Source organism: Photobacterium sp. GJ3 (genome assembly GCF_018199995.1).
GTDB lineage: Bacteria > Pseudomonadota > Gammaproteobacteria > Enterobacterales > Vibrionaceae > Photobacterium.
Genome location: NZ_CP073579.1, coordinates 1,222,949 through 1,245,695, shown reverse-complemented (window position 1 = coordinate 1,245,695; position 22,747 = coordinate 1,222,949). Strand labels below are relative to the sequence as shown.

The 22,747-nt window shown below is 52.0% G+C and carries 20 protein-coding genes; 5 read left to right on the top strand and 15 right to left on the bottom strand.

What is annotated here, in order from left to right:
- Positions 1–176 precede the first annotated feature (176 nt).
- The 8 genes from KDD30_RS22380 to kbaZ form a co-directional block, all read right to left on the bottom strand.
- The gene (locus tag KDD30_RS22380) at positions 177–1,031 is read right to left on the bottom strand and encodes a tagatose bisphosphate family class II aldolase (protein WP_211650787.1); all 855 of its coding nucleotides are present in this window, start codon (positions 1,029–1,031) and stop codon (positions 177–179) included.
- Positions 1,032–1,100: 69 nt separating this feature from the next.
- Positions 1,101–2,264, bottom strand: a complete 1,164-nt coding sequence (nagA, locus tag KDD30_RS22375) for an N-acetylglucosamine-6-phosphate deacetylase (RefSeq protein WP_211650786.1) — start codon at positions 2,262–2,264, stop codon at positions 1,101–1,103.
- A 1-nt stretch (position 2,265) separates the two neighbouring features.
- A complete protein-coding gene (agaF, locus tag KDD30_RS22370) occupies positions 2,266–2,700 on the bottom strand; it encodes a PTS galactosamine/N-acetylgalactosamine transporter subunit IIA (protein ID WP_211650785.1) in 435 nt (144 codons plus the stop codon).
- A 55-nt stretch (positions 2,701–2,755) separates the two neighbouring features.
- On the bottom strand, positions 2,756–3,613 hold the full coding sequence (gene agaE / locus KDD30_RS22365; protein WP_211650784.1) for a PTS N-acetylgalactosamine transporter subunit IID: 858 nt from the start codon (positions 3,611–3,613) through the stop codon (positions 2,756–2,758).
- Complete coding sequence (gene agaW / locus KDD30_RS22360) at positions 3,603–4,373, bottom strand: PTS N-acetylgalactosamine transporter subunit IIC (protein ID WP_211650783.1); 771 nt, start codon at positions 4,371–4,373, stop codon at positions 3,603–3,605. Before agaW ends, agaE begins: the two co-directional genes overlap by 11 nt.
- Positions 4,374–4,407: 34 nt before the next feature.
- A complete protein-coding gene (agaV, locus tag KDD30_RS22355; protein ID WP_211650782.1) occupies positions 4,408–4,881 on the bottom strand; it encodes a PTS N-acetylgalactosamine transporter subunit IIB in 474 nt (157 codons plus the stop codon).
- 15 nt (positions 4,882–4,896) lie between these two features.
- Complete coding sequence (locus tag KDD30_RS22350; protein ID WP_211650781.1) at positions 4,897–6,054, bottom strand: SIS domain-containing protein; 1,158 nt, start codon at positions 6,052–6,054, stop codon at positions 4,897–4,899.
- Between the two features lie 13 nt (positions 6,055–6,067).
- The gene (gene kbaZ / locus KDD30_RS22345) at positions 6,068–7,360 is read right to left on the bottom strand and encodes a tagatose-bisphosphate aldolase subunit KbaZ (RefSeq protein WP_211650780.1); all 1,293 of its coding nucleotides are present in this window, start codon (positions 7,358–7,360) and stop codon (positions 6,068–6,070) included.
- 333 nt (positions 7,361–7,693) lie between these two features.
- Between kbaZ and agaR the strand changes: the two genes are divergently transcribed.
- From agaR to KDD30_RS22330, 3 genes are all read left to right on the top strand, one after another.
- Positions 7,694–8,479, top strand: coding sequence for a transcriptional repressor AgaR (agaR, locus tag KDD30_RS22340; RefSeq protein ID WP_249199368.1), 786 nt, complete (start codon positions 7,694–7,696; stop codon positions 8,477–8,479).
- A gap of 372 nt (positions 8,480–8,851) precedes the next feature.
- A complete protein-coding gene (locus KDD30_RS22335) occupies positions 8,852–10,429 on the top strand; it encodes an ATP-binding cassette domain-containing protein (RefSeq protein ID WP_211650778.1) in 1,578 nt (525 codons plus the stop codon).
- A gap of 99 nt (positions 10,430–10,528) precedes the next feature.
- Positions 10,529–10,960 carry a GFA family protein gene (locus KDD30_RS22330; RefSeq protein ID WP_211650777.1) on the top strand — a complete coding sequence of 144 codons (432 nt, stop codon included), beginning with the start codon at positions 10,529–10,531 and terminating at the stop codon, positions 10,958–10,960.
- 66 nt (positions 10,961–11,026) lie between these two features.
- Here the strand turns inward: KDD30_RS22330 and KDD30_RS22325 are convergent, their stop codons facing one another.
- The 7 genes from KDD30_RS22325 to KDD30_RS22295 form a co-directional block, all read right to left on the bottom strand.
- The gene (locus KDD30_RS22325) at positions 11,027–11,935 is read right to left on the bottom strand and encodes a DMT family transporter (protein ID WP_211651936.1); all 909 of its coding nucleotides are present in this window, start codon (positions 11,933–11,935) and stop codon (positions 11,027–11,029) included.
- Entirely contained in the window at positions 11,928–13,244 is a 1,317-nt protein-coding gene (locus KDD30_RS22320; RefSeq protein ID WP_211650776.1) for an opine metallophore biosynthesis dehydrogenase, read from the bottom strand. The genes KDD30_RS22325 and KDD30_RS22320 overlap by 8 nt, the downstream gene beginning before the upstream one ends.
- Positions 13,234–14,046, bottom strand: a complete 813-nt coding sequence (locus tag KDD30_RS22315) for a nicotianamine synthase family protein (RefSeq protein ID WP_211650775.1) — start codon at positions 14,044–14,046, stop codon at positions 13,234–13,236. Before KDD30_RS22315 ends, KDD30_RS22320 begins: the two co-directional genes overlap by 11 nt.
- Positions 14,043–14,816: an ABC transporter ATP-binding protein gene (locus KDD30_RS22310; RefSeq protein ID WP_211650774.1), complete on the bottom strand. Its 774-nt coding sequence runs from the start codon at positions 14,814–14,816 to the stop codon at positions 14,043–14,045. The genes KDD30_RS22315 and KDD30_RS22310 overlap by 4 nt, the downstream gene beginning before the upstream one ends.
- The gene (locus KDD30_RS22305) at positions 14,813–15,880 is read right to left on the bottom strand and encodes an iron ABC transporter permease (RefSeq protein WP_211650773.1); all 1,068 of its coding nucleotides are present in this window, start codon (positions 15,878–15,880) and stop codon (positions 14,813–14,815) included. The genes KDD30_RS22310 and KDD30_RS22305 overlap by 4 nt, the downstream gene beginning before the upstream one ends.
- 3 nt (positions 15,881–15,883) lie before the next feature.
- Complete coding sequence (locus KDD30_RS22300) at positions 15,884–16,987, bottom strand: ABC transporter substrate-binding protein (protein ID WP_211650772.1); 1,104 nt, start codon at positions 16,985–16,987, stop codon at positions 15,884–15,886.
- A 416-nt stretch (positions 16,988–17,403) separates the two neighbouring features.
- The gene (locus KDD30_RS22295) at positions 17,404–18,090 is read right to left on the bottom strand and encodes a helix-turn-helix domain-containing protein (RefSeq protein ID WP_211650771.1); all 687 of its coding nucleotides are present in this window, start codon (positions 18,088–18,090) and stop codon (positions 17,404–17,406) included.
- Between the two features lie 298 nt (positions 18,091–18,388).
- Between KDD30_RS22295 and KDD30_RS22290 the strand changes: the two genes are divergently transcribed.
- Positions 18,389–18,844, top strand: coding sequence for a DUF3850 domain-containing protein (locus KDD30_RS22290; RefSeq protein ID WP_211650770.1), 456 nt, complete (start codon positions 18,389–18,391; stop codon positions 18,842–18,844).
- Positions 18,845–19,061: 217 nt separating this feature from the next.
- Positions 19,062–21,431 carry a Lon protease family protein gene (locus tag KDD30_RS22285; protein WP_211650769.1) on the top strand — a complete coding sequence of 790 codons (2,370 nt, stop codon included), beginning with the start codon at positions 19,062–19,064 and terminating at the stop codon, positions 21,429–21,431.
- The last annotated feature ends 1,316 nt before the right edge of the window (positions 21,432–22,747 follow it).

The following is a 22,747-nucleotide window of genomic DNA, read 5'->3' as shown; positions in this document are numbered from 1 at the left end:
GGTGAATGTTTTTAGAAAAGGATCGCAAGAACCAAAAAAAGCCGCCTGAATCCGGGTGCGACATGCTGTTGAACACCGAAGAGGTGAGTCTGGCGAGGAGCTGGTTAACCGTGAGGGGGCAGGCTTCCTGTCCTGGAGGAAGCCTTGCCTTGAATGTTCTGGATTTGAAACTTCCGCTAAATACGGTTTTCGCTGCCGCACACCCGGATTTTGTCTTCAACGACGGCGCGCATGGCATCCATTCCGGGGACCAGATACTGGCGGGGATCACTGGCATCCGGATGTTGTGCCAGATAGTTTTTCATTGCGCCGGAGAAGGCGATTTTCAGTTCTGTCGCCACGTTGACTTTACAGACGCCTAAAGCGATACATTTGCGGACATCGGCATCGGAGATGCCGGACGCACCGTGCAGGACCAACGGAATATCGACACATTCCTGAATGGCAGCCAGACGTTTGAAGTCCAGCTTAGGTTCGGATTGATACAGACCATGGGCTGTGCCGATCGCAACCGCCAGCGAATCGATTCCCGTCAGTTCGACAAAGGCTTTCGCCGATGCCGGATCGGTTAATTGTGCGTCAGCAGCATCAATGATCAGGTCGTCTTCCTGTCCTCCCAGAAGCCCAAGCTCCGCTTCTACGCTGACGCCCAGTTTGTGACAGAAATCGACCACAGATTTCACCCGGGCAATATTTTCTTCGAACGGATAATGAGAAGCGTCAATCATGGCGGATCGAATCCCGGCTTCCACTTTATTGCGAATGTCGCTGTGATCTTCGTGATGATCAAGATGCATGACTAAAGGCAGCCGATGCTTTTTGGCGGCCGACTGGCAAATCGAGATCAGATAGTCAACGCCCGCATGTTTGTAAGTGCCGGGAGTGCCGGCCAGAATCACCGGGGAGCGTAGTCTCGCTGCGGTTTCGACTACAACCTGTACTGTCTCCAGATTGTGGATATTAAATGCAGGGACAGCATAGCCATTGCGTTGGGCATCTTTGAGTAATTCATGAGAAGAAATCAGGTACATAAAATAAGCTCCTTGCGGCGGGATTCAACCCGGCTTTATTGAAGAGAGACAAAGAAAAAGAATGCAACATCATGACGCGGAGACGGTTTGAGTTGCCGGGGCAGCCCAGACCTGCTGGCCCTGCACCCAGGTTGACGTCACCCCGAGATCAGTGTTCAGGGCCACCAGGTTTGCTGTTTTGCCGATGGCAATGCTGCCAAGCCGGTCATCAATCCCCAGCAGTCGGGCGGGGATGAGTGAAGCCATCTCGATCGCCTTTTCCAGTGGCTGATCGGCGGTGGTGACCATGTTCTGAAGGGCGGTGCTCAGCGACAGCGTGCTGCCTGCCAAACCACCGCTGGCGGTTTTCACCACACCGTTTTTCATAGTGACTGTCATTTCGCCCAGTTGATACTCACCGTCTGGCATGCCTGCGGCCCGCATCGCATCACTGACCAGCACCAGACGGTCGGGCGCGCAGCGACAGCAGATTTTCATCACGGCCGGGTGAACGTGGTGACCGTCCGCAATCAGTTCAATCGCTGCGGTATCATGGCTGAGCCCCGCGCCGACAGTACCAGGTTCCCGGTGATGCACCCCTTTCATGCCGTTAAAGCAGTGCACCAGACCATCGGCTCCGGCATCCAGTGCAGCGCGAGTGGTTTCGTAGTCGGCAGCGGTATGGCCCAGCATCACGTTGAGCCCCCGGGTTTTCAGGTGACGGATGGCGGTGAGAGCATCCGGGTGTTCGGGCGCCAGAGCGACGACTTTCAGACTGCCCTCACTGGCTGCAATCAGTTGGTCCAGTTCAACAGGCGTGGGATCACGGAACAACGATTCGGGATGCGCACCTTTGTTTTCCGGCGTGAAATAGGGGCCTTCCAGATAACTGCCCAGCAATTGCGCACCGCTGAGCCCTTGTTTCTGTGAGCGGGCCACTTGTTTGAGGGCGTTCTGAATGTCGGCCAGTGGCGCGGTCACTGTGGTGGCGAGAAAAGCACCGACGCCCTGACGGGCCAGATACTGCGACATCGTCTCCAGTGCCTCGTGGGTAGCATCCATTACGTCCGCCCCTGCGCCCCCGTGAACGTGCGTATCAATCAGAGCAGGGATCAGCATTTCAGCATCCCAGGCAATGGCGTTCGTGGGTTCGATTGCTGTGATCATCCCCTGGGACAGATGAACAACAACGTGTTCACGCCAGCCGGATTCAGTCAGCAGACGTCGTGCCCGGATTGAATGGTCGGGCCTCATGCTAAATGCCCTCATCCTGAGTACTGCCAGAGGATTTTCTGGCCATTTCATCCGTCAGGCTGGTCATGCCGCGATGGCCACAAGCCAGAGCCTGCTCCCGGAATTCGGTGACATTCAGTTCATCCCGTTCCAGCATCATTTCCAGAATGAGCTGAAGATTGGCACCGGTGATCACTTCAGCATCCTTGCGCGCCATCACCAAAGTGGAGGCGACGCGAAATGGACTGCCGCCCAGCAGATCGGTGATAAAGACAATGCCTTCACCAGTGTCGACCTGTTCCAGTGCTGTTTTGAATTGTTGTTCGAGTAACTGTGTTGTTGATTCGGGCGGGAAATCGATTGCTGCTACTTGCGCCTGCTCACCCAGAACCTGAAACATCGCCGTTTCCATGCCACTGGCAAACCCGCCATGGCCACTGATAATGACACCTAACATAATGATATTTCTCCATGAAATGGCGGGCTGCGATTGGTTGCAGCCCGGCGATGGTTTACAGGAATCCGGCAAACTTACCGGCAACACCCAGTACGACAGTAACGATAATCAGGCGAATCGGACTCCAGCCGCGTTTCACCAGTGCGTACATCAGCAAGGTGTATATCAGTGGCAGGAAGGCTGGCATCAGTTTGTCAATGACACCGTCCTGAACCTTGACGACCGCGTCACCGGCTGTGATCTCCAGGGTGGTGGACAGACGGACATAGGTCGCAACGAGTGCACCGATGACCGTCATGCCCACAATCGAAGCAGCATGTCCCACTTTTTTGGTATTGGCTTTGATCAGCGGAATGGCGGCCACCCCCATTCGGTAGGCATAGTGCGCGAGCCCGAAACGTAACCCGAAGTGAACCACGTTAAACAACAGAAAGAAGACCACCGCGCCGAGAATTGATCCCTGAAGGGCAAGGTCGGCTCCGATTCCGCCGCAGATTGGCAACAGGGTAAGCCAGAACATGGCGTCGCCAATCCCGCCCAGCGGGGCACCGACAGCAATCTTGGTGTTCTGGATACTGCTGACATTTTGCTTGGAGCGCTCCATGGCCAGAATAATGCCCATCACAAAGGTCACCAGAAACGGATGGGTATTGAAAAAGCCCATATGGCCTTTCATGGATTTCGCCAGATCGTCCCGGTTGGTGTGGATTTTTTTCAGTGCAGGGAGTAAGCCATACAGCCAGCCGGAAGCCTGCATTCGTTCAAAATTGAAAGAGGCTTGCAGCAGCAAAGAACGCCACGCCATTTTATTGATGTCTGCCTTGGTCAGCTCGGCACCGACAGCCTTGTCCTGATACTCGTCTGCCCCGACTTCCTGAACCTGACTCAGGTCGATATTTTTATTAGATCCCATCTTCCACTTCCTCTTGTGTTGGCTGTACAGGCTCGCTTTTCCGCATGAAGTCAATCAGCGCCATGGCGAGTGCGGCGGCGGCAATGGCCAGCACCGGTAATTCAAGCCAGGCTGCGCCGACAAAACCCAGCATGAAGTAGGGAATGTAGGCATTTTTCATCATGATTTTCATCAGCACGGCAAAGCCGATGGCGGGCATGATGCCGCCTGCAACGCCCAGACCGTCAATCAGGGTTTTGGGCAGAACTTCCACGGCAACTTTGGCGTGTTCCGCACCGAGGTAAACAGGTAGAAAAGCCCACAAAAAGTAGAAGGTTCCCAGCATCGCCAGTGCGAAATAGTTCACGCGCTCAATGCCGTTGGTATCCGCGTTAGCGGCCATCTGATCGCACTTCGACATCATGGGAGCCATGGCAGAGAAGAGAAAAGTGATCCCCATCTGGACGGCGACAGCAAACGGGACGGCGACACCGACTGCAACTTCGGCTTCAACGCCGGACGTGATAGCAAAGGTGGTGCCGACAATGGTGCCGATAATCACATTGGGTGGCTGTGCGCCAGCCAACGGGGCCAGCCCCATCCAGACCAATTCCAGAGTACCGCCAACCAGTATTCCGGTGTGCAGATCGCCCAGAATCAGCCCGACCAGCGGTCCGAGTACCACGGGGCGGTGAAAGTGGGTTAAGCCATTGAACAGATCTAATCCGGCGAAAAAGGCCAGAATCCCCAGTAATAAAGCTTGTATCAATCCGATTTCCATCTTTCAGTTCCTTTTATGATTGGATTATGTCGGGTTACAGCAGCTTAAAGATGTCCGTTGCAGGTTCGGTCGGGACGCCCTGAACAGTGCATGTCACCCCGAGTTGTTTCAGTGTCTGGAAGGAAGCAATGTCTGTTTCGTCAACGGAGACCGTTTTATGGATTTGATTTTTGCCTTCGACGAAATGCATGTTGCCAACATTGAGCTGGTGGATCGGAACCCCGCCTTGAATGAGGGTGACAAAGTCAGCCGGGGTTTTGGCAACGATGAGGAGCTTTTGCCGATCGGCAGCTTTGTGAATGGTGTCGATCACTTTTTGCAGCGTCCAGAACCGGATCCCAATCCCGTCTGCCAGCACCATTTCCATCAGGTTTTGCTGAATTGCATCTCCTGCGACTTCGTCATTGGCGACGATAATCAGGTTTGCCCCGGCAAATCCCACCCATTGCACGCCAACCTGGCCATGGACCAGTCGCTCGTCAATGCGGCTCAACACAATGTTTGGCATGTTCCTTTTCCTCTTTTAGTTTTGATAGGGATAAATCGTGACACCCTGTACAACCCGATTGACTGCACCGCTGGGACACGGATTGTCGGGACTGATGCCAAGCTTGACTGAACGACTGAATGCATAGATTTGCGCCATCAGCAGGTAGGGGAAGCTGAGCGTGGCATCATCCGCATTCAGGGATTCAGGGAAGTAGAAATGTTCACCCTGTGCAATCACAGGATCTGGCCGATCGGCGATTGCAATCACGCGTCTGGCCTGATTGTCCTGACGCAATTCCGTCAGCAAATCGAGATCATAACGACGCGTGTAAGGATCGTTGGAGATAAAAATGACCACCAGCGTGGTGTCATCAATCACGGATTTCGGGCCGTGACGAAAGCCAACAGGCGTATCGAATCCGACCAGCAGCTTTCCGGCGGTCAGCTCAAGCAGTTTCAGCGCCGCTTCCTGAGCGATGCCCTGCAAACTGCCGCTGCCCAGATAAATCACGCGCTGGCAGGGATCATCAGCGACAGCGGTGATGGCGGCGTGCTGTTCGTTCAGGATGCGGCGACAGGTTTCGGTGACGGGTGCAAAGTGCTCCGGATTGAAGGTGTCCGGCTGGAAAACCGCCAGACAGGACAGCATCATGCACGTCAGGCTGCTGGTCATGGCAAAACTGCGGTCATTGGATTCTTCCGGCATCAATAATGCCAGCGTCCGCGAATCGTTCAGGCTGCGCTGGTACAAATCCCCCTGAGCATTGCAGGTGATCACCAGGTGGTAGCAATGGGGCAGCAACTGGCTGGCCAGTTCAACGGCTGCGACACTTTCAGGACTGCAACCTGAGCGGGCGAAAGAGATCAGTAAGGTCGGACAGGTTTCTGCAAAGTATTCCTGCGGATCTGTCACAATATCTGTGGTTGCAATGGCTTCAAAACGCCGCCGGGTGCGACCGGATAAATAGGGGGCTAATGCCCGTCCGGCAAAGGCGGAGGTGCCCGCGCCTGTCATCACGATCCGTAAATCAGGTTGATTCAGCAATGGGCTCAGAAATGTTGTGATGTGTGGCAATTGCTCCCGGACAGCGGCCAGCGCAGATTGCCAGCTCTGAGGCTGCTGGCTGATTTCACGCGCCGTGGCCTCACCACCTGCGGTTTGCAATGCTTGGATTGAATGACCTAAAAACATCGTTATCTTCTCTTTAAGCAGTTTGGGTGTTCGGGAAACAGGCCGCTGAATAGACCGCGGTGACCTGCATAATCTTGTCGAGAATGAGTGCTCTGGCCTGATTTTTCAGAAGTCCTTCACGGATCCGCTGGTATTGAACCGGAAAATACTGACTCAGAAGGGGGAGCGGTAGTGGGGTTTCATTCAGATTTGTGAGGAGTCGGTCCAGACATTCCCCGACTTTTTCATCGGGCCAGTAATAGCGGATGCGATCGGAATAACTGAAACTGCGTGCCAGGCGCTGAAGGGCAGGATCGCCCTGATAATGGCTCTGCCAGTATTCCGGGTGTTCATGCATCGCTTGTTCAATCACCTGACGTAAACCGGAACAGGAACGGGCCGCAATCAGTTCTTCTTCAATACATGCCAGTGCAAATAAGGCTTCCCTCAGGGCAAACGTCAGGGCGGGGCCGACTTTTAAAATCGCGAAGTGATCCCGCACGAGTTGCTTGTAGGCTTGTTCTGTCTGGTAATCGGTGGAGTGGGCTTCAAATATCAGGTGCTCGTATTGTTCGACAAACTGGCTGAGGGCGGCGGCTTTTTCTGGCTGGTAGTCCATCACGCCGTCATGATCGAACTCGACACCAGGCTGAACGACCAGCCCAATCACCCGGGACTGAATCTGAGACAACCCAACGGCCTCAAATGCATGCCTGTGGGCAAGAATCGTCTCTTTTGCGGCTGCAGGCGTGGTGATTTGCAGCTCACTGAGTGCTTCGTGAGCACCGCCCGGTATCGGCACTTCCGTGCCAATCACATAGACCAGATCGCTGACGCCGAATGTATCAAGGCAGGTTTGCTCTGCAATCACAGCCAATCTTGCAGCTCTTGTTGCGACGGTTTCATCGTCGAGCGGGACAGGATCGCCAAGGCAGGACATACTGCAATCGAGATGAATTTTTTTAAAACCTGCTGCGACATAAGCAGCAATTTGTGCCTCAGCTTTTTGCATCGCGCGATCAGCATCTTCATGTTGCCAGCGGTTGGGGCCTAAATGGTCCCCACCGAGAATGAATTGACTGAGTGGAAAATCAAGACGCTGGGCAATGTCGTACACAAATTGTGTGAAGTCTTGCGGTGTCATGCCGGTGTAGCCACCCAGTTGATCAACCTGATTTGAGGTGGCTTCAATCAGCAAGATCGACTGGTCGTGTTGCGCTTGGCGGATTGCTGCTTCGATCACAAGGGGATGTGCAGAGCAGACTGAATAAATTCCGACCGCTTCGCCTTGTTTGTGACGTTTGATTCGATCCAGCAAAATGTCCATTGATCGCTCCATCGTGTTGAAGAGGTAATTCGTGAATTGAAGTTTCTTTCGGTTCGTTTCATTGGCAGACTACGCAGAAAATAATCGAAAGGAAATAAAAATAGAATGAAATTATGATCTCACTCAAATTGTGAGATTACCTCAATGGAAAGGAATTGAAATCTTTTTGAGGCGCTCTTTGCTGGCGGAAAACCAGAAGTAGCCTTTGTTATTTGGGTTTCTTCTGAATTCGTTCGCGATGAAACGAAAGAAAACAAAAGGTGTGAGCTTTCTATTGAGCGATGAAAACCGTATACTGAGCAGCATGCGTCAGTGAGTAGAGAAGAACATTCAATGAAAAGTACAAGCGAAAGGCGTGAACAGACTTTAGGGATGCTGAGAAAGCAAGGCAGTGTGCAAGTCGCGGAGTTGGCAGCGCTGTTTCAGGTTTCTACAGTAACCATACGCAATGATCTGGCTTTTCTGGAAAAGCAGGGAATGGCCACCCGCTCGTATGGCGGTGCTTTCCTGAAAGACAGCCAGGACAGTGCCGCACAGTTACCTGAGCATTCAATCGAAGATAAAAGTCAGCTGAACCGCAGCATCAAAGATCTCATTGGCCAGGCCGCGGCGAGCCTGGTGCAGGATGGCGATACGATTATTCTGGATTCCGGCACCACCACACATGCGATTGCGGCCCATTTGGTTGACCATGAGAACGTGATTGCGCTGACCAATGGTTTGAATGTCGCGAATACTTTAGTTGCTGCAGAAGGCGTTGAAGTCATTGTGCTTGGCGGACATTTACGGCGAAAATCCATGTCCTTTTATGGGACACAGGCAGAGCAGGCGCTGGAAAATTATCATTTCAATAAGCTGTTTCTGGCGGTGGATGGCTTTGATCTGAGCAAAGGCATTACCACGCACAATGAAAATGAAGCCCGTCTGAATCGACGCATGTGTGAAGTGGCTGATGAAATCATTGTGGTGACCGATGCCAGTAAATTTGGCCGGATCAGCCTGCATAAGATTCTTGAACCAGGCAAGGTGCATAAAGTGATCACCGACAAAGCAATTCCCGAACGTTATCTGGACGGCTTGAAAAAAGCGGGGATTGAGGTTGTGTTGGTGGATGGCTGACCACCCGTTTCCTCTGCGCGGAGTTCAGGTATCCTGCTGATGATATTGCAACATGTTGCATTTTGAGTGGCTCAATTTGTGAACATGCGCAAGGCCGAAGTCTTGCGAATCTCGGGCCGGGATGATTTAATCCCGCCATCCTTTCTTTTGGAGCGAACGCCAACATGAATCACTAACCCCTGACATCCTTAAACATTTTTCTTTTGGATCCGCAGGGTTAGTGGGCGTTCACCGTCTTCGTCTGTTCAGTCTTCCGGCTGTCGTCAAGCCGTGGTTTGTATCGCTGCATTGCTTGTTTTTCCTGGCTTTCGTTCAGACATCTGCATTTTTTCGACGGTTACGACTTTCCCTGCACTTGCACCGGAGGTCGCAATGACATTATTGCAAGCACACGCAATTTCAATTTTTCTCCCGCAGGGAGACACGCTATTTTCTGGGCTTCATCTGGCGCTGCATCGTGAAGTCACGGCTGTGGTTGGCCGCAACGGCAGCGGTAAATCTGTACTGGCTACTGTACTGAGCGGGGAGCGGCAACCCGATGAAGGAACCGTCGTGGCAGCGGGCCGGGTAGGTTTTCTGCCCCAGATGGCGGATTTTCAGGAACGTCAGTCGCTCGGTACCGTGGCAGATGCATTGGGCGTTACCGCCTGTTTGAATGCAATGGCTCGCATTGAAGCGGGGAGTTGTGATCCGGCCGATTTTGAAGCGGTGAACGATCAATGGGAGCTGCCGGAACAATTGTCGCATCAACTGGCGATGCTGGGATTACCGGACGACCCTTGGCAGCGCTGTCTGTCACTCAGTGGCGGTGAATTGAGTCGTTTACGACTTTGGCGCTGTTTTCAGCAGGAAGCGGATTTACTGATCCTGGATGAACCCTCGAATCATCTGGATGCGGAAGGCAGGCGGTGGCTCATGCATCAGATTACTCAATTTCGCGGCGGGATTTTGCTGATCAGTCATGATCAGCAATTGCTGTCGCTGGCCAACTGTATTTATGAGATGAGTCACCAAGGACTGGTGTGCTACGGGCGTGATTTTTCGGACTACCGCAGGCAAAAGCAGCAGGAGGCAGAGGCATTAGCCCATGATGTTGCCAGAGCAAAGCAGCAGGTTGCCAGTCTGGCACGTCAGCACCGGCGCAATGAAGAAAAAGCTCAGAAAAGGGCGGCTGCCGGCCAGCGGGACAGACACAATGGCAGCCAGTCGAAGTTGTTGCTGGATTATCAGAAAAACAGTGCAGAAAGTGCAGGGTCTGCGCGAAAGCAGCAGCAGTCTCAGCAAATGGCGCGGGCGAAGACAGAGTTGCAGACGTTAAAGGCAAAGATGGATCCGGCAAAACCGTTGCGTTTTACAACCGAAGATGCAGAAAAGCGACAGGCCCGACTGCTGACGCTCACGGAACTTCGCCTGAAACACGGGCAATTTGATCCAATCAGCCGGTGTGTCTGGTTTGGCGATAAAATTCATTTGCAGGGAAACAATGGGATCGGGAAATCGACGTTGCTGAAAACTCTGTTGGGTGTACTGCCTGCCCAATCCGGTGAAATCCTGCGGCACAGCCCGCTTTGCTATCTGGATCAGCACTTTTCTTTGTTTGAACCAAACGAGACGGTGCTGGACAATTTGCATCGGCTTTGCCCGTCATCCACGGTCGCCGAATTACGAACGCGGGCTGCCTGTATTGGCTTTCGTGGTGAGCGCGTGACTCAGCAGATGGGATCACTGAGTGGCGGGGAGCGCATGCGACTGGCCATGCTGGTGGTGAGCCATCAGGATCAGGCTGGAACTCTGTTACTGGATGAGCCTGATAACCATCTGGATTTGGAGGGAAAACTCATGATGGCACAGGCGCTGAGACTGCATCGCGGCAGCTTCATTCTGGTGAGTCATGATCCTGAATTTGTGTTGGATTGTGGTGTGAATCAGTATTGGAATCTCAATGCCTGACGGGAGAAAAGTGATTTCAGACACAGGCCTGAATCTGTGATTTGAGGTGAGATTTGAATCGCACTATGCTCATAGAGGCATTTCAATAAGGAGCGCATCATGTCACAGCCATCACAACCGCTGCAGTCGATCAGCGGTCATTGTTTGTGTGGAAAGGTCGGAATGAAATCAAGCAGCGGCACCTTACATGCTGAAGTCTGTCACTGTGGTATGTGCCGTAAATGGAGCGGTGGTCCTTATCTGGCTGTCGCGGCAGGCACGGAAGTGACGTTTAGCGGCGAAGAATTCATTGCCCGCTATTCATCGTCTGACTGGGGCGAACGTGGCTTTTGTAAAAACTGCGGGACACACTTGTTCTACCATCTGAAACCGACCGGGCAATACATTGTTCCGGCAGGGTTTTTGGATCAGGAACAGCAGCTGGAATTGACTCAGCAGATTTTTATTGATAAGAAACCAGCTTACTACGCATTCAGCAATGAGACCCAAAACCTGACCGAAGAAGAAGTCTTTGCTCAGTATGCACCTTAAGTCGACATGAACACTTGAGTTGCAGCATCAGATAACCCCGGGCTGTGAGAACAACCCGGGGTTGTTTTATCTGGCTGATGTACTTTCCTGCGCTGTTTCTGGTGCTTTTCCGGATGGGGTGTCGGAATCGCTCCGTGAAGCAGATTTGTTTTTGCGACCAAGTGCCATGGATGCAACCACAATCATGACGCCACCCATCAGGGTGAGTGCCTCCGGAATCTCCTGCCAGAACAACACGCCCCACAAGATGTTGAACACGATCCCGATGTAGCGGGTGACGGCAACCACCGCTGCATTTTCATGGGTGAATGCTTTCGTCAGGAAGATTTGTCCGAGCAAAGAAACAGCACCAATTGCGAACAGATACAGCCAGGCAATGCCTTGTGGCATCACGAAGCTACCTTGCATCAGGTAGGCAGAGATCAGGGTTGCGATGAACAGGAAATAAAAGACGATCTCATAGGTATGATGACGTTTGCTCAGTTTTTTAATGGTGATCGATGCGCAGGCAGCAAAAGCGGCACTGGCGATCCCGGCAATCGCATACAGATTAAACGACTCATATTTCAGCGGGTTAATAATCATCGCAGCACCAAGCAGCACAACGGCGAGCCATATCGCTGCCCCTCGCGGCAGTGATTCTTTGAGCACAAAGTGAGAGAACAGAATGACAAAAAACGGCGACAGGTAAGCCAGAATAATGGCATCTGCAATGGGGATATTGGCGATGGTGTACACAAAGGCCAGCAGGTATAAGGCGCCAAAGATTCCACGCAACACCAGTAAGGGAACTCCTGTGGTCGAAAAACGCACGCGGGCCTGACGCATGAGCATCAGAATCAGCACGGTGCCGATGAGACTGCGGAAAAAAACAATTTCAGACGTGGGGATGGTCTCGCTGGCTGCTTTGATCAGGGCATTCATGACACTGAAAATGAACGCAGAAAAAATGGCCAGCAATACGCCGTTATGCATCATGGGTAAGCTCCGGGGCGGTAAAGAATTGAGAGGAAAACAGACCGTCAATTTCCTGAATGGCGGCTTGAATGTATTGTTCTGGGCGGATGGAAACGGCATCGTTATTACTGAGCCAGTGTTCAAACAGGCCGATAAGTTCCCGGATGGCGGGCACGTCAATACCGGTGCGTTGGGCAATTTCATTCAGCCGGTACAGCGCCTGAATATCTTCGCCGGGAATGCGGGGCAGATGCCATTGTCCCTGCTTCAACTGAGCCTTAGGGTAGGGCACTGCTGAAAATTCAAAATAACGGCCGTGTTGATCCGGGACGGAAAAAGGGTCAATGAGAATCGCGCTGTAACGTACGTAAATCAGATATTCCTGTTCTGTTGGGCTGAGTGTGCAGAATTGTTCGATTTTTTGCCGGGCAATGGTTTCAGGACGAACCGGATAATTGTCGTCATTCAAAAATTGCAGCAAGTTGATCGGTTTTCCGCCGAAATAGCTGACAATGGCTGAGATATCTCGCCATAAAGCGACATAGCGACGGATGATTTCCGGAGTAATGGGTCCTTCCGGGAACAGTTTATACAGAAACACCGGGATTTTGGGGGCCTGCAGAATGGCATTGAGTGAAAAGTCATTGATAAATAATGCCGGATGAACATAGGACGTGATATTTCTGGCTTCGACACTGAAGCCGTCTGACAAAGGTTCGGCAGACACGCCGATGTTTTCCAGTCGCGTTTGCCAGATGGCTAAAGCCGGATCGTCGTGAAGGGAAGATGACAAATAGATCTTCCGCTTTCTGGCTTTGGTCAGAACTTGAGTGGGGATGAGATGGCCGGTTTCACTGTGCTGGCATTTTGTGGCCGCGAAGTAGGTTGAGCAGCCTAGAACATGCAATGACAGGCCTTTCGACTGACGCCAGTTGCAGAGGATTTGCTGTGAACCGAAGGCCGGAGAGAGCAGAAGGATACGCTTCAACTGTCTCAATACGGTTTCGGGCAACTGCTGTAAGGCAGCCAGATAGGCATCGGACGGTACGGCCAGAATCAGCGTGTGCCAGATGGGGCAAACAGATGCGGGATTGGGCTCAATCCGGTCAAGTCTGGCCTGTCCGGCCAGTGCGGACAGTGCCGGTTTTGCAACGTCGCACTGGATCTGGCCGCGTTCAGCGTAGGCGCGTTGCCATCGCAACCAGTTTTCAGAAGCACGATTGGTGATCCCCAGTATGATGTGATTGGATTGTTTCAGACAAACGGCCAGTTGCATGGCTGCCGGACCTGCGCCGAAGAGCAGGATATTTTCTGTCTCAGTTGCCATGGGCTTTCTCCATCAGGACCACATCGTAAAGTGAGGAACCGCTATGAATCGGCTGGCTCCGCCAACCCAGTGACAGGGATGCATTAAACGGGTAATTGAACGCAGACTTGAGTCCGTTGCCATAACGGACCAGAACTTTCTGTGAATCGGTCAGAGACGGGCGCAGGGTCGACAGCACTTCCCACTTATGTTCAACCAGAGAAGCAACCACAATGTGTGTGGGTTGAAACTGAGCCAGACAAAGTGCCAAGTCCGTATGTTCAAAAGAAATCCGAAGTTGTGCGGTGTCGAGTTGTCTGGCTTGCCGGACAGCGTCCGGATCGATATCCAGCCCTTTGACTGTTGCTTGTGTCAGCGTCGCGATGGTGATGGCCGAAAGCGGATAGGCGCCGGATCCGATAAAGAGCACCCGGCTGTCTCTGCTGATTTGTGCGGCTTCAATCTCGCAGCTGGCGCTGTGGTTGAGTCCATCCAAATAATGGGTGAAGCTGAGCGCGTGATTGATGGCACAGCGGGATTGGTGTTTTTCCAGTAAGCACAATGATTTCATCGCGGTTTCCCGCAGGGTTTTGATCTGACGATCGACTTCTGCACATTGTGCAAACGAGTGCCAGATCCGTAAGTTGTCCGGATCGGCAATCAGGTTGCAAACCTCATCCAGTTTTTGTTGCAGCAGACTGTAACATTCACAGTCGGCCAGGCTGTAATCCACCAGGGCGTCCAACTGTGCTTCGTATGCGATCAGCGAGGTCAGGAGTTTGTATTTGTCGTTCAGTTGCGTGATTGGTGCGTCGATGATCATGATTGAACGGTTCCTTCCGTCAAATGAACGGGCGTAATATGTAAATGTCCTTGCTGGCAATAGCCAACATCAATGCCGACCTGATAGACATCAGACAGTACTTTCGGCTGACAGACGTTTTCCGGCGCCCCGCTGCATCGCACTTTTCCCTGATGTAACAGTACCAGTTGATCGCTGTAGCGGGCCGCAAGTGACAGATCGTGCAAAACGGCAATGGTCACCGCGTTCTGATTCCGGGTGTAGTTTTTCGCCAGTTCCAGCACCTGTATCTGGTGACGTAAATCCAGTGCACTGGTGGGTTCATCAAGCAAGAGCACTTCAGGTTTGGAAATGAGTGTTTGTGCCAGCGACACCAATTGTTGTTGACCGCCACTTAAAGTATGAAAACGCCGGGTTGCCAGTGCAGACAGCCCGAGTTCGGTCAGGATGGTTTCCGCCTGATATTCCTGCTCGGGTGTAATGCGCAAACCGAGTTCATGAACCAGCCCCAGCAGAACGACTTCGATAACCGTGAGTTGGCTGGCGGAGGATGCCAACTGGCAAAGATAAGAAAACCGGTGTTTTTTGACATCTGCCTGACCCTGAATCGCCTGGATCTGACCGGAATAGGGGTATTGCCCCATCATGGCTTTAAGCAATGTGGTTTTGCCGGTGCCATTGGGCCCGAGCAGGGTGGTCAGTTCTCCGCTGTGAAAGGTCGCGTTGATTCCTGATAAGATTTGGCGGCCACCCAATGTTAAATCGAGTTGCTGAACGGAAATGCCTTTCATGGCCGGCCTCCTTCACGGATCAGAAAATAGAGGAGAAAAGGCACACCCACCAGTGAAGTCACAATGCCGATAGGAATGATGGTGCCCGGAACAATCAGCTTTGACACCAGCGACGCTGCGGTCAGAATCAATGCGCCCATTAACGCTGACAGTGGCAGATAGAATCGCTGATCTTCACCAACCAGCATCCGGGCTAGATGCGGGGCAACCAGACCAACAAAACCGATGGTGCCGACAAAAGAGACGGCCCCTGCAGTGAGCAGCGAACACAACAGAAAGATTTCCAATCGCAGTCGACTGGTTTTGATCCCCAATGCCTGAGCTTTGTCGTCGCCAACCGATAAAGCCGTCAGTTTCCACACCCGTGGAATCACAGCCAGAAAGACGCAGATAAAAATTAAACCAGACACCCAAAAGGACGTCCAGTTGGCTTTGAGCAGGCTGCCAAAAAGCCAGAAGACGATTTGTTGCAGCACTTCAGGAGCAGCCAGATACTGCACCAGCGATTGCAAAGCCTGAAAGAAAAACAACACCACGATTCCGGCCAGAATCAGTGAGCGGGCATTCATGTGTTGCAGGCGCCCAATCTGCCAGATGCCCAGGCTCGCAAGGCCGGCGGTGACAAATGCGGCGACCGGAATGCCGAGCCAGTGTATGCCCGCGACCGAGAATCCGGTCAGCAGGGCAAAACCAGCGCCAAACCCGGCGGCTGCAGAAATACCCAGGGTATACGGACTGGCGAGTGGGTTGGCCAGCAAGGTCTGCATTAATCCGCCCGCCAGTCCCAGAGAAGCACCAACAACGAAGCAGGTGAGAGTCACGGGTAATCGAAGTTGCCAGACAATGGTGGTATTGAGCGCGGTGCCCTCAGGACCTGCCAGCAAGGTTTGCAGCAACTCGCCGAAAGACAGGGGTGAACTGCCGGTTGAAATATCAATCAGGCCAGTGAGGAACAAGCTGACCAGTCCGAGCCAGAGAAGTCGCTTCCGACGTCCGCTGAGCTGGCTGTATATCCCTTCGGGCGGATTGGCCGGACGGGAAGCGATCAGAGAACGCTCAGTCATAAATTACCCCTCGACCTGCATCATGAACGTGCCATCCAGTGCCACGGGCATGTACTGTTGAAAGAATCGGTGCAGGTTTTGATCGGGCTCAAGGTCGCTGAATGCTTCGGGATAGATGGATTTCGCCAGAAACTGCAGGAAAATGTGGTCATAGAGAGTTCGTGTCCCGGAATGGTACATGCCGTAGACCGCATTGTTTTTAACGGCATCCAAATGCGACCAACCCTTGCGGTTCAGATAAGGTGTGTAACGTGCCATGGATTCAGTTTTTGATGTCCCGTGTCCCATGAGGGCGCTGTGTGTATGCTTACTCCAGTGTGCGCCTGTAATAAAAATAACTTCAGGATTTCGGCTGAGCACATATTCCGGGCTGAGGTGTGCAGAGCCCTGAAACTGACCGGACGCAATATTGTTGGCTCCGGCAATCGCCAGTAGGTTTCCCCACATGGTGTTTGAATAACTTTTGCCGAACTCTGCTGAACCACCTGTGCCGATTTCAACGTAAACGCGACGTTTGGGATGGGTTTTCAGATATTGCGTGACTCGAGTTTCCACGTCTTTCACGCTTTGCTCGTACTCATTCGCAATTGCGTTAGCGCGGGCTTCTGTCCCCATCACCTGACCGATCACCCGAATGCTGAGCAGGTGCTTTTCCAGAGTCTGAGCATTGAAGTCAACCACGACGACTTGGATGCCAGCCTGTTCCAGCAGCGGGATTTTGTCTGCCAGTGATTTGTATTGCCAGGCTGCCAGCAAGGCGACATCAGGTTTCGCGAGTAGTAACTTTTCGAACTGGAAAGTACCGGTATAAATCGAACCGGAATCTGCGATGGTCAGAATTTCAGGCAGGGCCTTGGTATAAACCGTCCATTGAGACTGGCGATAATCTTCCCAGGATTTGCGTGGAAAGATGGCGACTTTCTGGTAGGCATCCGGGCCAGCAATGGCCAGATAATCTTCAAAATAAAACCCAAGAAAGATGCGCTGAGCCGGTTGTGTTAGTGTGATCTGGCGGTTGAGCACATCAGATATCTGGATAGTTGCATTGGCACTTTGGATGGCACCAAAACACCCCAGGATGAAAAGCAGCACAATGTGGAAACGCATGAAACCTCCGTATTGATAATGTTATAACATAACAATTGGTGTTCTACGCTAATGCAGATAGAGGCATATTTCAAGTGAATTTAACGCGTTGAAATAACAATGCTGTCAGGGAATCTTATGTCTGGGGAAAGATGTTCGAGGTGAATCTGATTTTGCTGAAAGTGAATGAAATGGCTTTAGGGAAGATGTGATCTTTTTGGGCGAGGCGCGGTTGCTTCTTTCGTACAACAATTCAATGGATGTTCTGGCTTGTCTTTTTTATTTCAGATCTGAGTTACCCCGAAGTGCGGAATGGATTTTTTCAATTTCGCGGGTTCCCCGCAGGTGCGGGGATGGCGGATTTATCATGGCGATTCAATCTCTTATCGTCTTTTCTGTGCTGACTAAACGATGGCACCCTGCAAGGGAGCTGTCAATCAGCCTAAGGCCAGAACCACGACCACTTTCCCCATGACTTTGAGATCGTCTTCGCTGACTTCAACCGTTGAACTGCCAAACAGCACGGAAAGGGCGTGGGGGAGGCGTTGAATGTGATGGATCGAGCGATGGCCATTTAAATCAATCAGATACTCGCCATTCACAGCGTCGCACTGGTTTTGATCGATCAGGCAGCGAACGTCTTGAGTGTCGACTTCAATGATGGCGCTTTCATCCAAACGCCAGTTCTGAAAAATGCGCCTGGCGTAAGGGATTGTGCCCGTGCTCATTAATTTACCATTGATCAGAGTGAAACTTTCGAGGGTGACGATATCGGTGCTGTTGCGTTCAGCGACATGCGGATTACGTTTGTATTCATTGGCAGTTTCTGCAATGGCGTCTGAACTGGCTTGAGGATCCTCGGTGGCAAAGGAGTGATGCAGTTCATCTGCGGAAAAATCGCTGGGTAAAATGAGCTTGTGAACAGGAATGCCTGTTCGTAAATGAGTGCGAACCACTAACTCATGCGAGGTCCGGTTATGCGTATTCCATGTACTGAACGTTGTTTTAGGGACGTCAAACACATCGGCCATTTCACCATATGAAGCACAATGAGTGCGTTCGCGGAGATTAGTTGTGAAATCATGGCCTTTTAAGTAGTCAAAAGTTGCAATTTTTTTACGCATTCAGAGTCCATTGAGTGTGATCAAACTCGAGTTAAATCGTCATGAACGACTTAATGTCGTTAAAAATCATTGACTGGATTCAATTGAGGACTAACATCGAGTGTATTCAATAAGTCGCGTATCTCGCGGAAAAAGTTACGCAAAACCAATGGGTAAGGATACCACTCATGGCAAGCATTCAAACAGCAATTGATTTGCGCTGCGCCACAAAAGCCGTTTTGTTGTGGCAAATCAATCGGCATTCACACGGCAGGCAACGAGTGGCCTCAGTCAGAACATACGCTCAGGAGGTGTCCTCATGCGCCAGATAAAGTTTCATGAACTGATTATTCACGCTGCCGAATTTACTGACATTCTTTCGGGCAGAAAAACACATCAATTGTGCCTCAACCATCATCAGTATCAGGTGGGTGATGTCCTCATGGTGTTTGAAATCGACGAGCAGGGTGAGATGACAGGTCAGGAAATGACTTCACAGATCACGCATGTGCTGCAAGGCGGCTCGTTTGGTCTTGCAGAGGGGTGGTGCGTCCTCTCGTTGGCGAATACGACACCGCTACAAGGCATTCGGATGATTGGCTATTTACGCGATCGATTACAGGAACATTGTGATTATATCGAAACTCAGGTTCCGCAGATTCAACGGAAAGGACATGCCACAACGGATGCCGAAAGGGCTGTTCAGGCTGGGCGCTGTTGGGTGGATGAAGCAACCCATTTTCTGAAGAAGTTTCCGATGGCGGAGATGTCATGATTTTTTGTATGTCATCATTTCCAGAACCACAGTATTCATGTTATTTCGAACAGTCGCAGGTAACGTTTCAAAAAGTTGAAACGTTGTATCTGAAATCAGATTTGAATAAAAAACATCCAATTGAGTGGTTTTTGCCCTAAAACCAAGCTAAGTCACTAAAAAGTAACTGTTTGCTGACTACACTGAAAACAATATCAGTGAAGGAAAGGGAAAGGGTATGACAACTCAATCATTAAAAGCAGATACCCTGTATCGCGCCAGTGTTTTAACAGGGTTGGATACCGAGTATTCATCAACCAAACATTTAGAACCTCTGGACGAAATCGTCGGACAGGAGCGTGCCCAGCTGGCGGTTGAGTTTGCGATGTCGATTAAGGAGAAGGGGTATAATATTTATGCCATTGGCCGTAACGGGCTCGGTAAGCGGACCATGGTGCTGCGCTACCTGAACCGGCATGATCCCAATGGTGACGCATCGCCCTTGTATGACTGGTGTTATGTTGCCAATTTCGATGAGCCACGGACCCCGAAGGTATTGAAACTGAAGCCGGGGACAGGGGCACCATTCAAAAAAGATATTGAAAAGCTGATGCTGCGACTGGTGAAAGCCCTGCCGCTGGCGTTTGACAACGAAATGTATTACTCCCGTGCTGAACAGCTGAAAAATCAGCTGGCAGAAAAACAGCAGTCTGCACTGGGTAGTCTGACTACGGAAGCGAAGGAACAAAGTGTCAGCCTGACTTTGACGACACAAGGGGATTATCAGCTCATCGCCATGAATGGTGAAGAACCCCATACGGAAGAAAGCTTTGATGCGCTTCCGCAGGAAGAACAAGAAAAGTTCGAGGCGATGATCAGTGCCCTGGAAGTGAAGTTACGGGGTATTGCGCGCCAACTGACCAACTGGGAAGAAGAGTTTTCCGACAAAATCCAGCAACTGAATGAAGAAGTTGCGCTGGATGTGGTTTCACACTTCATCAAACCTTTGAAAAAAGAGTATCGCGGGCATAGCGAGATTAAGGATTATCTGACTGCGATGCAGAAAGATATTCTGGAAAATCTCGATATCTTCCTGGAGGAAAGCGAAGATCAGGTTGCTTTGGCGTATGCGGCACTGGATAAGAAAATGCCGCGACGCTATCAGGTGAATGTGCTGGTCAGTCAGAGCAGTGAGCGTTTTCCGATCGTCGTTGAAGAAAGCCCGAATTATCACACCATTTTCGGTTATATCGAGAATGCGACCTACAAAGGCACGGTTTTTACCGACTTCTCACTGATTCGCTCCGGCAGCCTGCATCGTGCCAATGGTGGCGTCCTGCTGATGGATGCCGTGAAAGTACTGGAGCGCCCTTATGTTTGGGACGGCTTAAAGCGTGCGCTTCGCTCGCGAAAACTCAATTTGAGCTCTCTGGAGCGGGAAGTGACCCTATCGGGCACGATCTCATTGGAACCGGAACCGATCCCGCTGGATGTGAAGATTATCCTGTTCGGGGATTATCAAACCTATCAGTTGTTGGTGAATTATGATCCGGATTTTAGTGAGCTCTTCCGTGTGACGGCAGATTTTGAAGATGAGATGGATCGGACAGAGGAGTCAGAAGCGCAGTATGCCCGCTTTATCTCCAGCATTGTGCATGACAATGGCATGCTCCACTGTGACCGTAAGGCGATTGCCCGAATTATTGAATACAGCTCCCGTCAGGCGGAAGATCAGAATAAACTGTCATTGCACTCTGCTGATATCGCCAACTTGCTGCGGGAGACCAATTATACCGCGAAAGCCGCGAATGCGACCATGATCCGGGTGTCACATGTGGAGCAGGCGTTGCAACGTCAGGAAAAGCGGGTGAGCCGATTGCAGGACCAAATGCTGCATACCTTTAAAAATGGCACCACGCTGATTGATACGGCAGGTGAAGTCATCGGGCAGATTAATGCACTGTCGGTCATTTCAACTTCAGATCACCGATTTGGTATTCCCAACCGCATCACGGCAACAACGTCGTGGGGCGAAGGAGAAGTGATGGATATTGAGCGCAGTGTCAAACTGGGCGGGCGTATCCACTCCAAAGGCGTGATGATTCTGACGGCGTATCTTTCTTCTCTGTTTGGCAAGAGTGCCAAGATCCCACTGACGACCCATCTGACGTTTGAGCAGTCTTATGGCGGCGTTGATGGCGATAGTGCTTCCATGGCCGAGTTGTGTGCGATTATCTCGGCGTTTTCGGGTTGTCCGATCCATCAGTCCATTGCGATTACCGGTTCAATGAATCAGTTTGGTCAGGCACAGCCCATTGGTGGGGTGAACGAGAAAATCGAAGGCTTCTACGACGTTTGCTGTATCAAGGGACGGGCAGCCGGGCAGGGGGTGATTATCCCTCGCTCCAATGCGCATAACCTGATGCTGCGGAAAGATGTACTGGCTGCTGTTGAGAAAGGTGATTTTCACATCTGGGCGATTGACCATGTCAGCGAAGCGATCAGTTTGCTGACGGGGAAAGATACCGGGGAGTGGCAGGATGGCGGCTATGCTGCGGAGTCTGTGTTGGGAATTGCGCAAAACAAGTTGAATGCGATGCGAAAGTGATCATTTCTGTGTCGGGCACGAGCTCGAACATTTGTGCCTTGTAACCCCCTCCTAACCTCCCCTTGAAAAGGGGGAGGAACTGCCTGAGTTTGTTGTGAGTACGACGATTCCCTCCCCTTGGCAAGGGGAGGGTTAGGGTGGGGTTCGTGAAGCGCGCGCAGGTTTGGCAGGTGTACACAGTAACCCCCACCCAGCCTCACTCTTGAAAAAGGGAAAGGAACTGTCCGACTTTGCTGCGGCACGATGATCCCCTCCCTTGGCAAGGGGAGGGCGAGGGTGGGGTTCGTAAAGCGTGCGCAGATTTGGCAGGTGTGCCTTGTAACCCCCTCCTAGCCTCCCCCTTGAAAAGGGGGAGGGACAGTACAGCGTTTGTTGCAAGTACTGAGTATTCCCTCCCCTTGGCAGGGTGAGGGTGAGGGTGGGGTCCGTGAAGCGCGCGTGGATTTTGAATGGGCGCTGGTGTTTGGTAACCCCCACCTAGCTTCCCTCTTGAAAAGGGGGAGGAACAGTCCGAGTTTGTTGCAAGCACTGAATATTCCCTCACCTTGGTATGGGGAGGGCTAGGGTGGGGTTCGTGAAGCGCGCGCAGGTTTGGCAGGTGTGCCTTGTAACCCCTCCTGGCCTCCCCCTTGAAAAGGGGGAGGGACAATACAGTGTTTGTTGCAAGTACTGAACATTCCCTCCCCTTGGTATGGGGAGGGTGAGGGTGGGGTTCGTAAAGCGTGCGCAGATTTGGCAGGTGTGCACAGTAACCCCCACCTAGCCTCCCCCTTGAAAAGGGGGAGGGATAGTACAGCGTTTGTTGCAAGTACTGAATATTCCCTCCCCTTGGTATGGGGAGGGTGAGGGTGGGGTTCGTGAAGCGCGCGCAGGTTTGGCAGGTGTGCCTTGTAACCCCCTCCTAGCCTCCCCCTTGAAAGGGGGAGGAACAGTGCAGCGTTTGTTGTAAGCACTGAATATTCCCTCCCCTTGGTAAGGGGAGGGCGAGGGTGGGGTTCGTAAAGCGTGCGCAGATTTGGCAGGTGTGCACAGTAACCCCCACCTAGCCTCCCCCTTGAAAAGGGGGAGGGACTGCACGAGTTTGTTGCGAGTACGACGATTCCCTCCCCTTGGCAAGGGGAGGGTGAGGGTGGGGTTCGTGAAGCGCGCAGGTTTGGCAGGTGTGCCTTGTAACCCCCTCCTAGCCTCCCCCTTGAAAAGGGGGAGGAACAGTGCAGCGTTTGTTGTAAGCACTGAATATTCCCTCCCCTTGGTAAGGGGAGGGCGAGGGTGGGGTTCGTAAAGCGTGCGCAGATTTGGCAGGTGTGCCTTGTAAC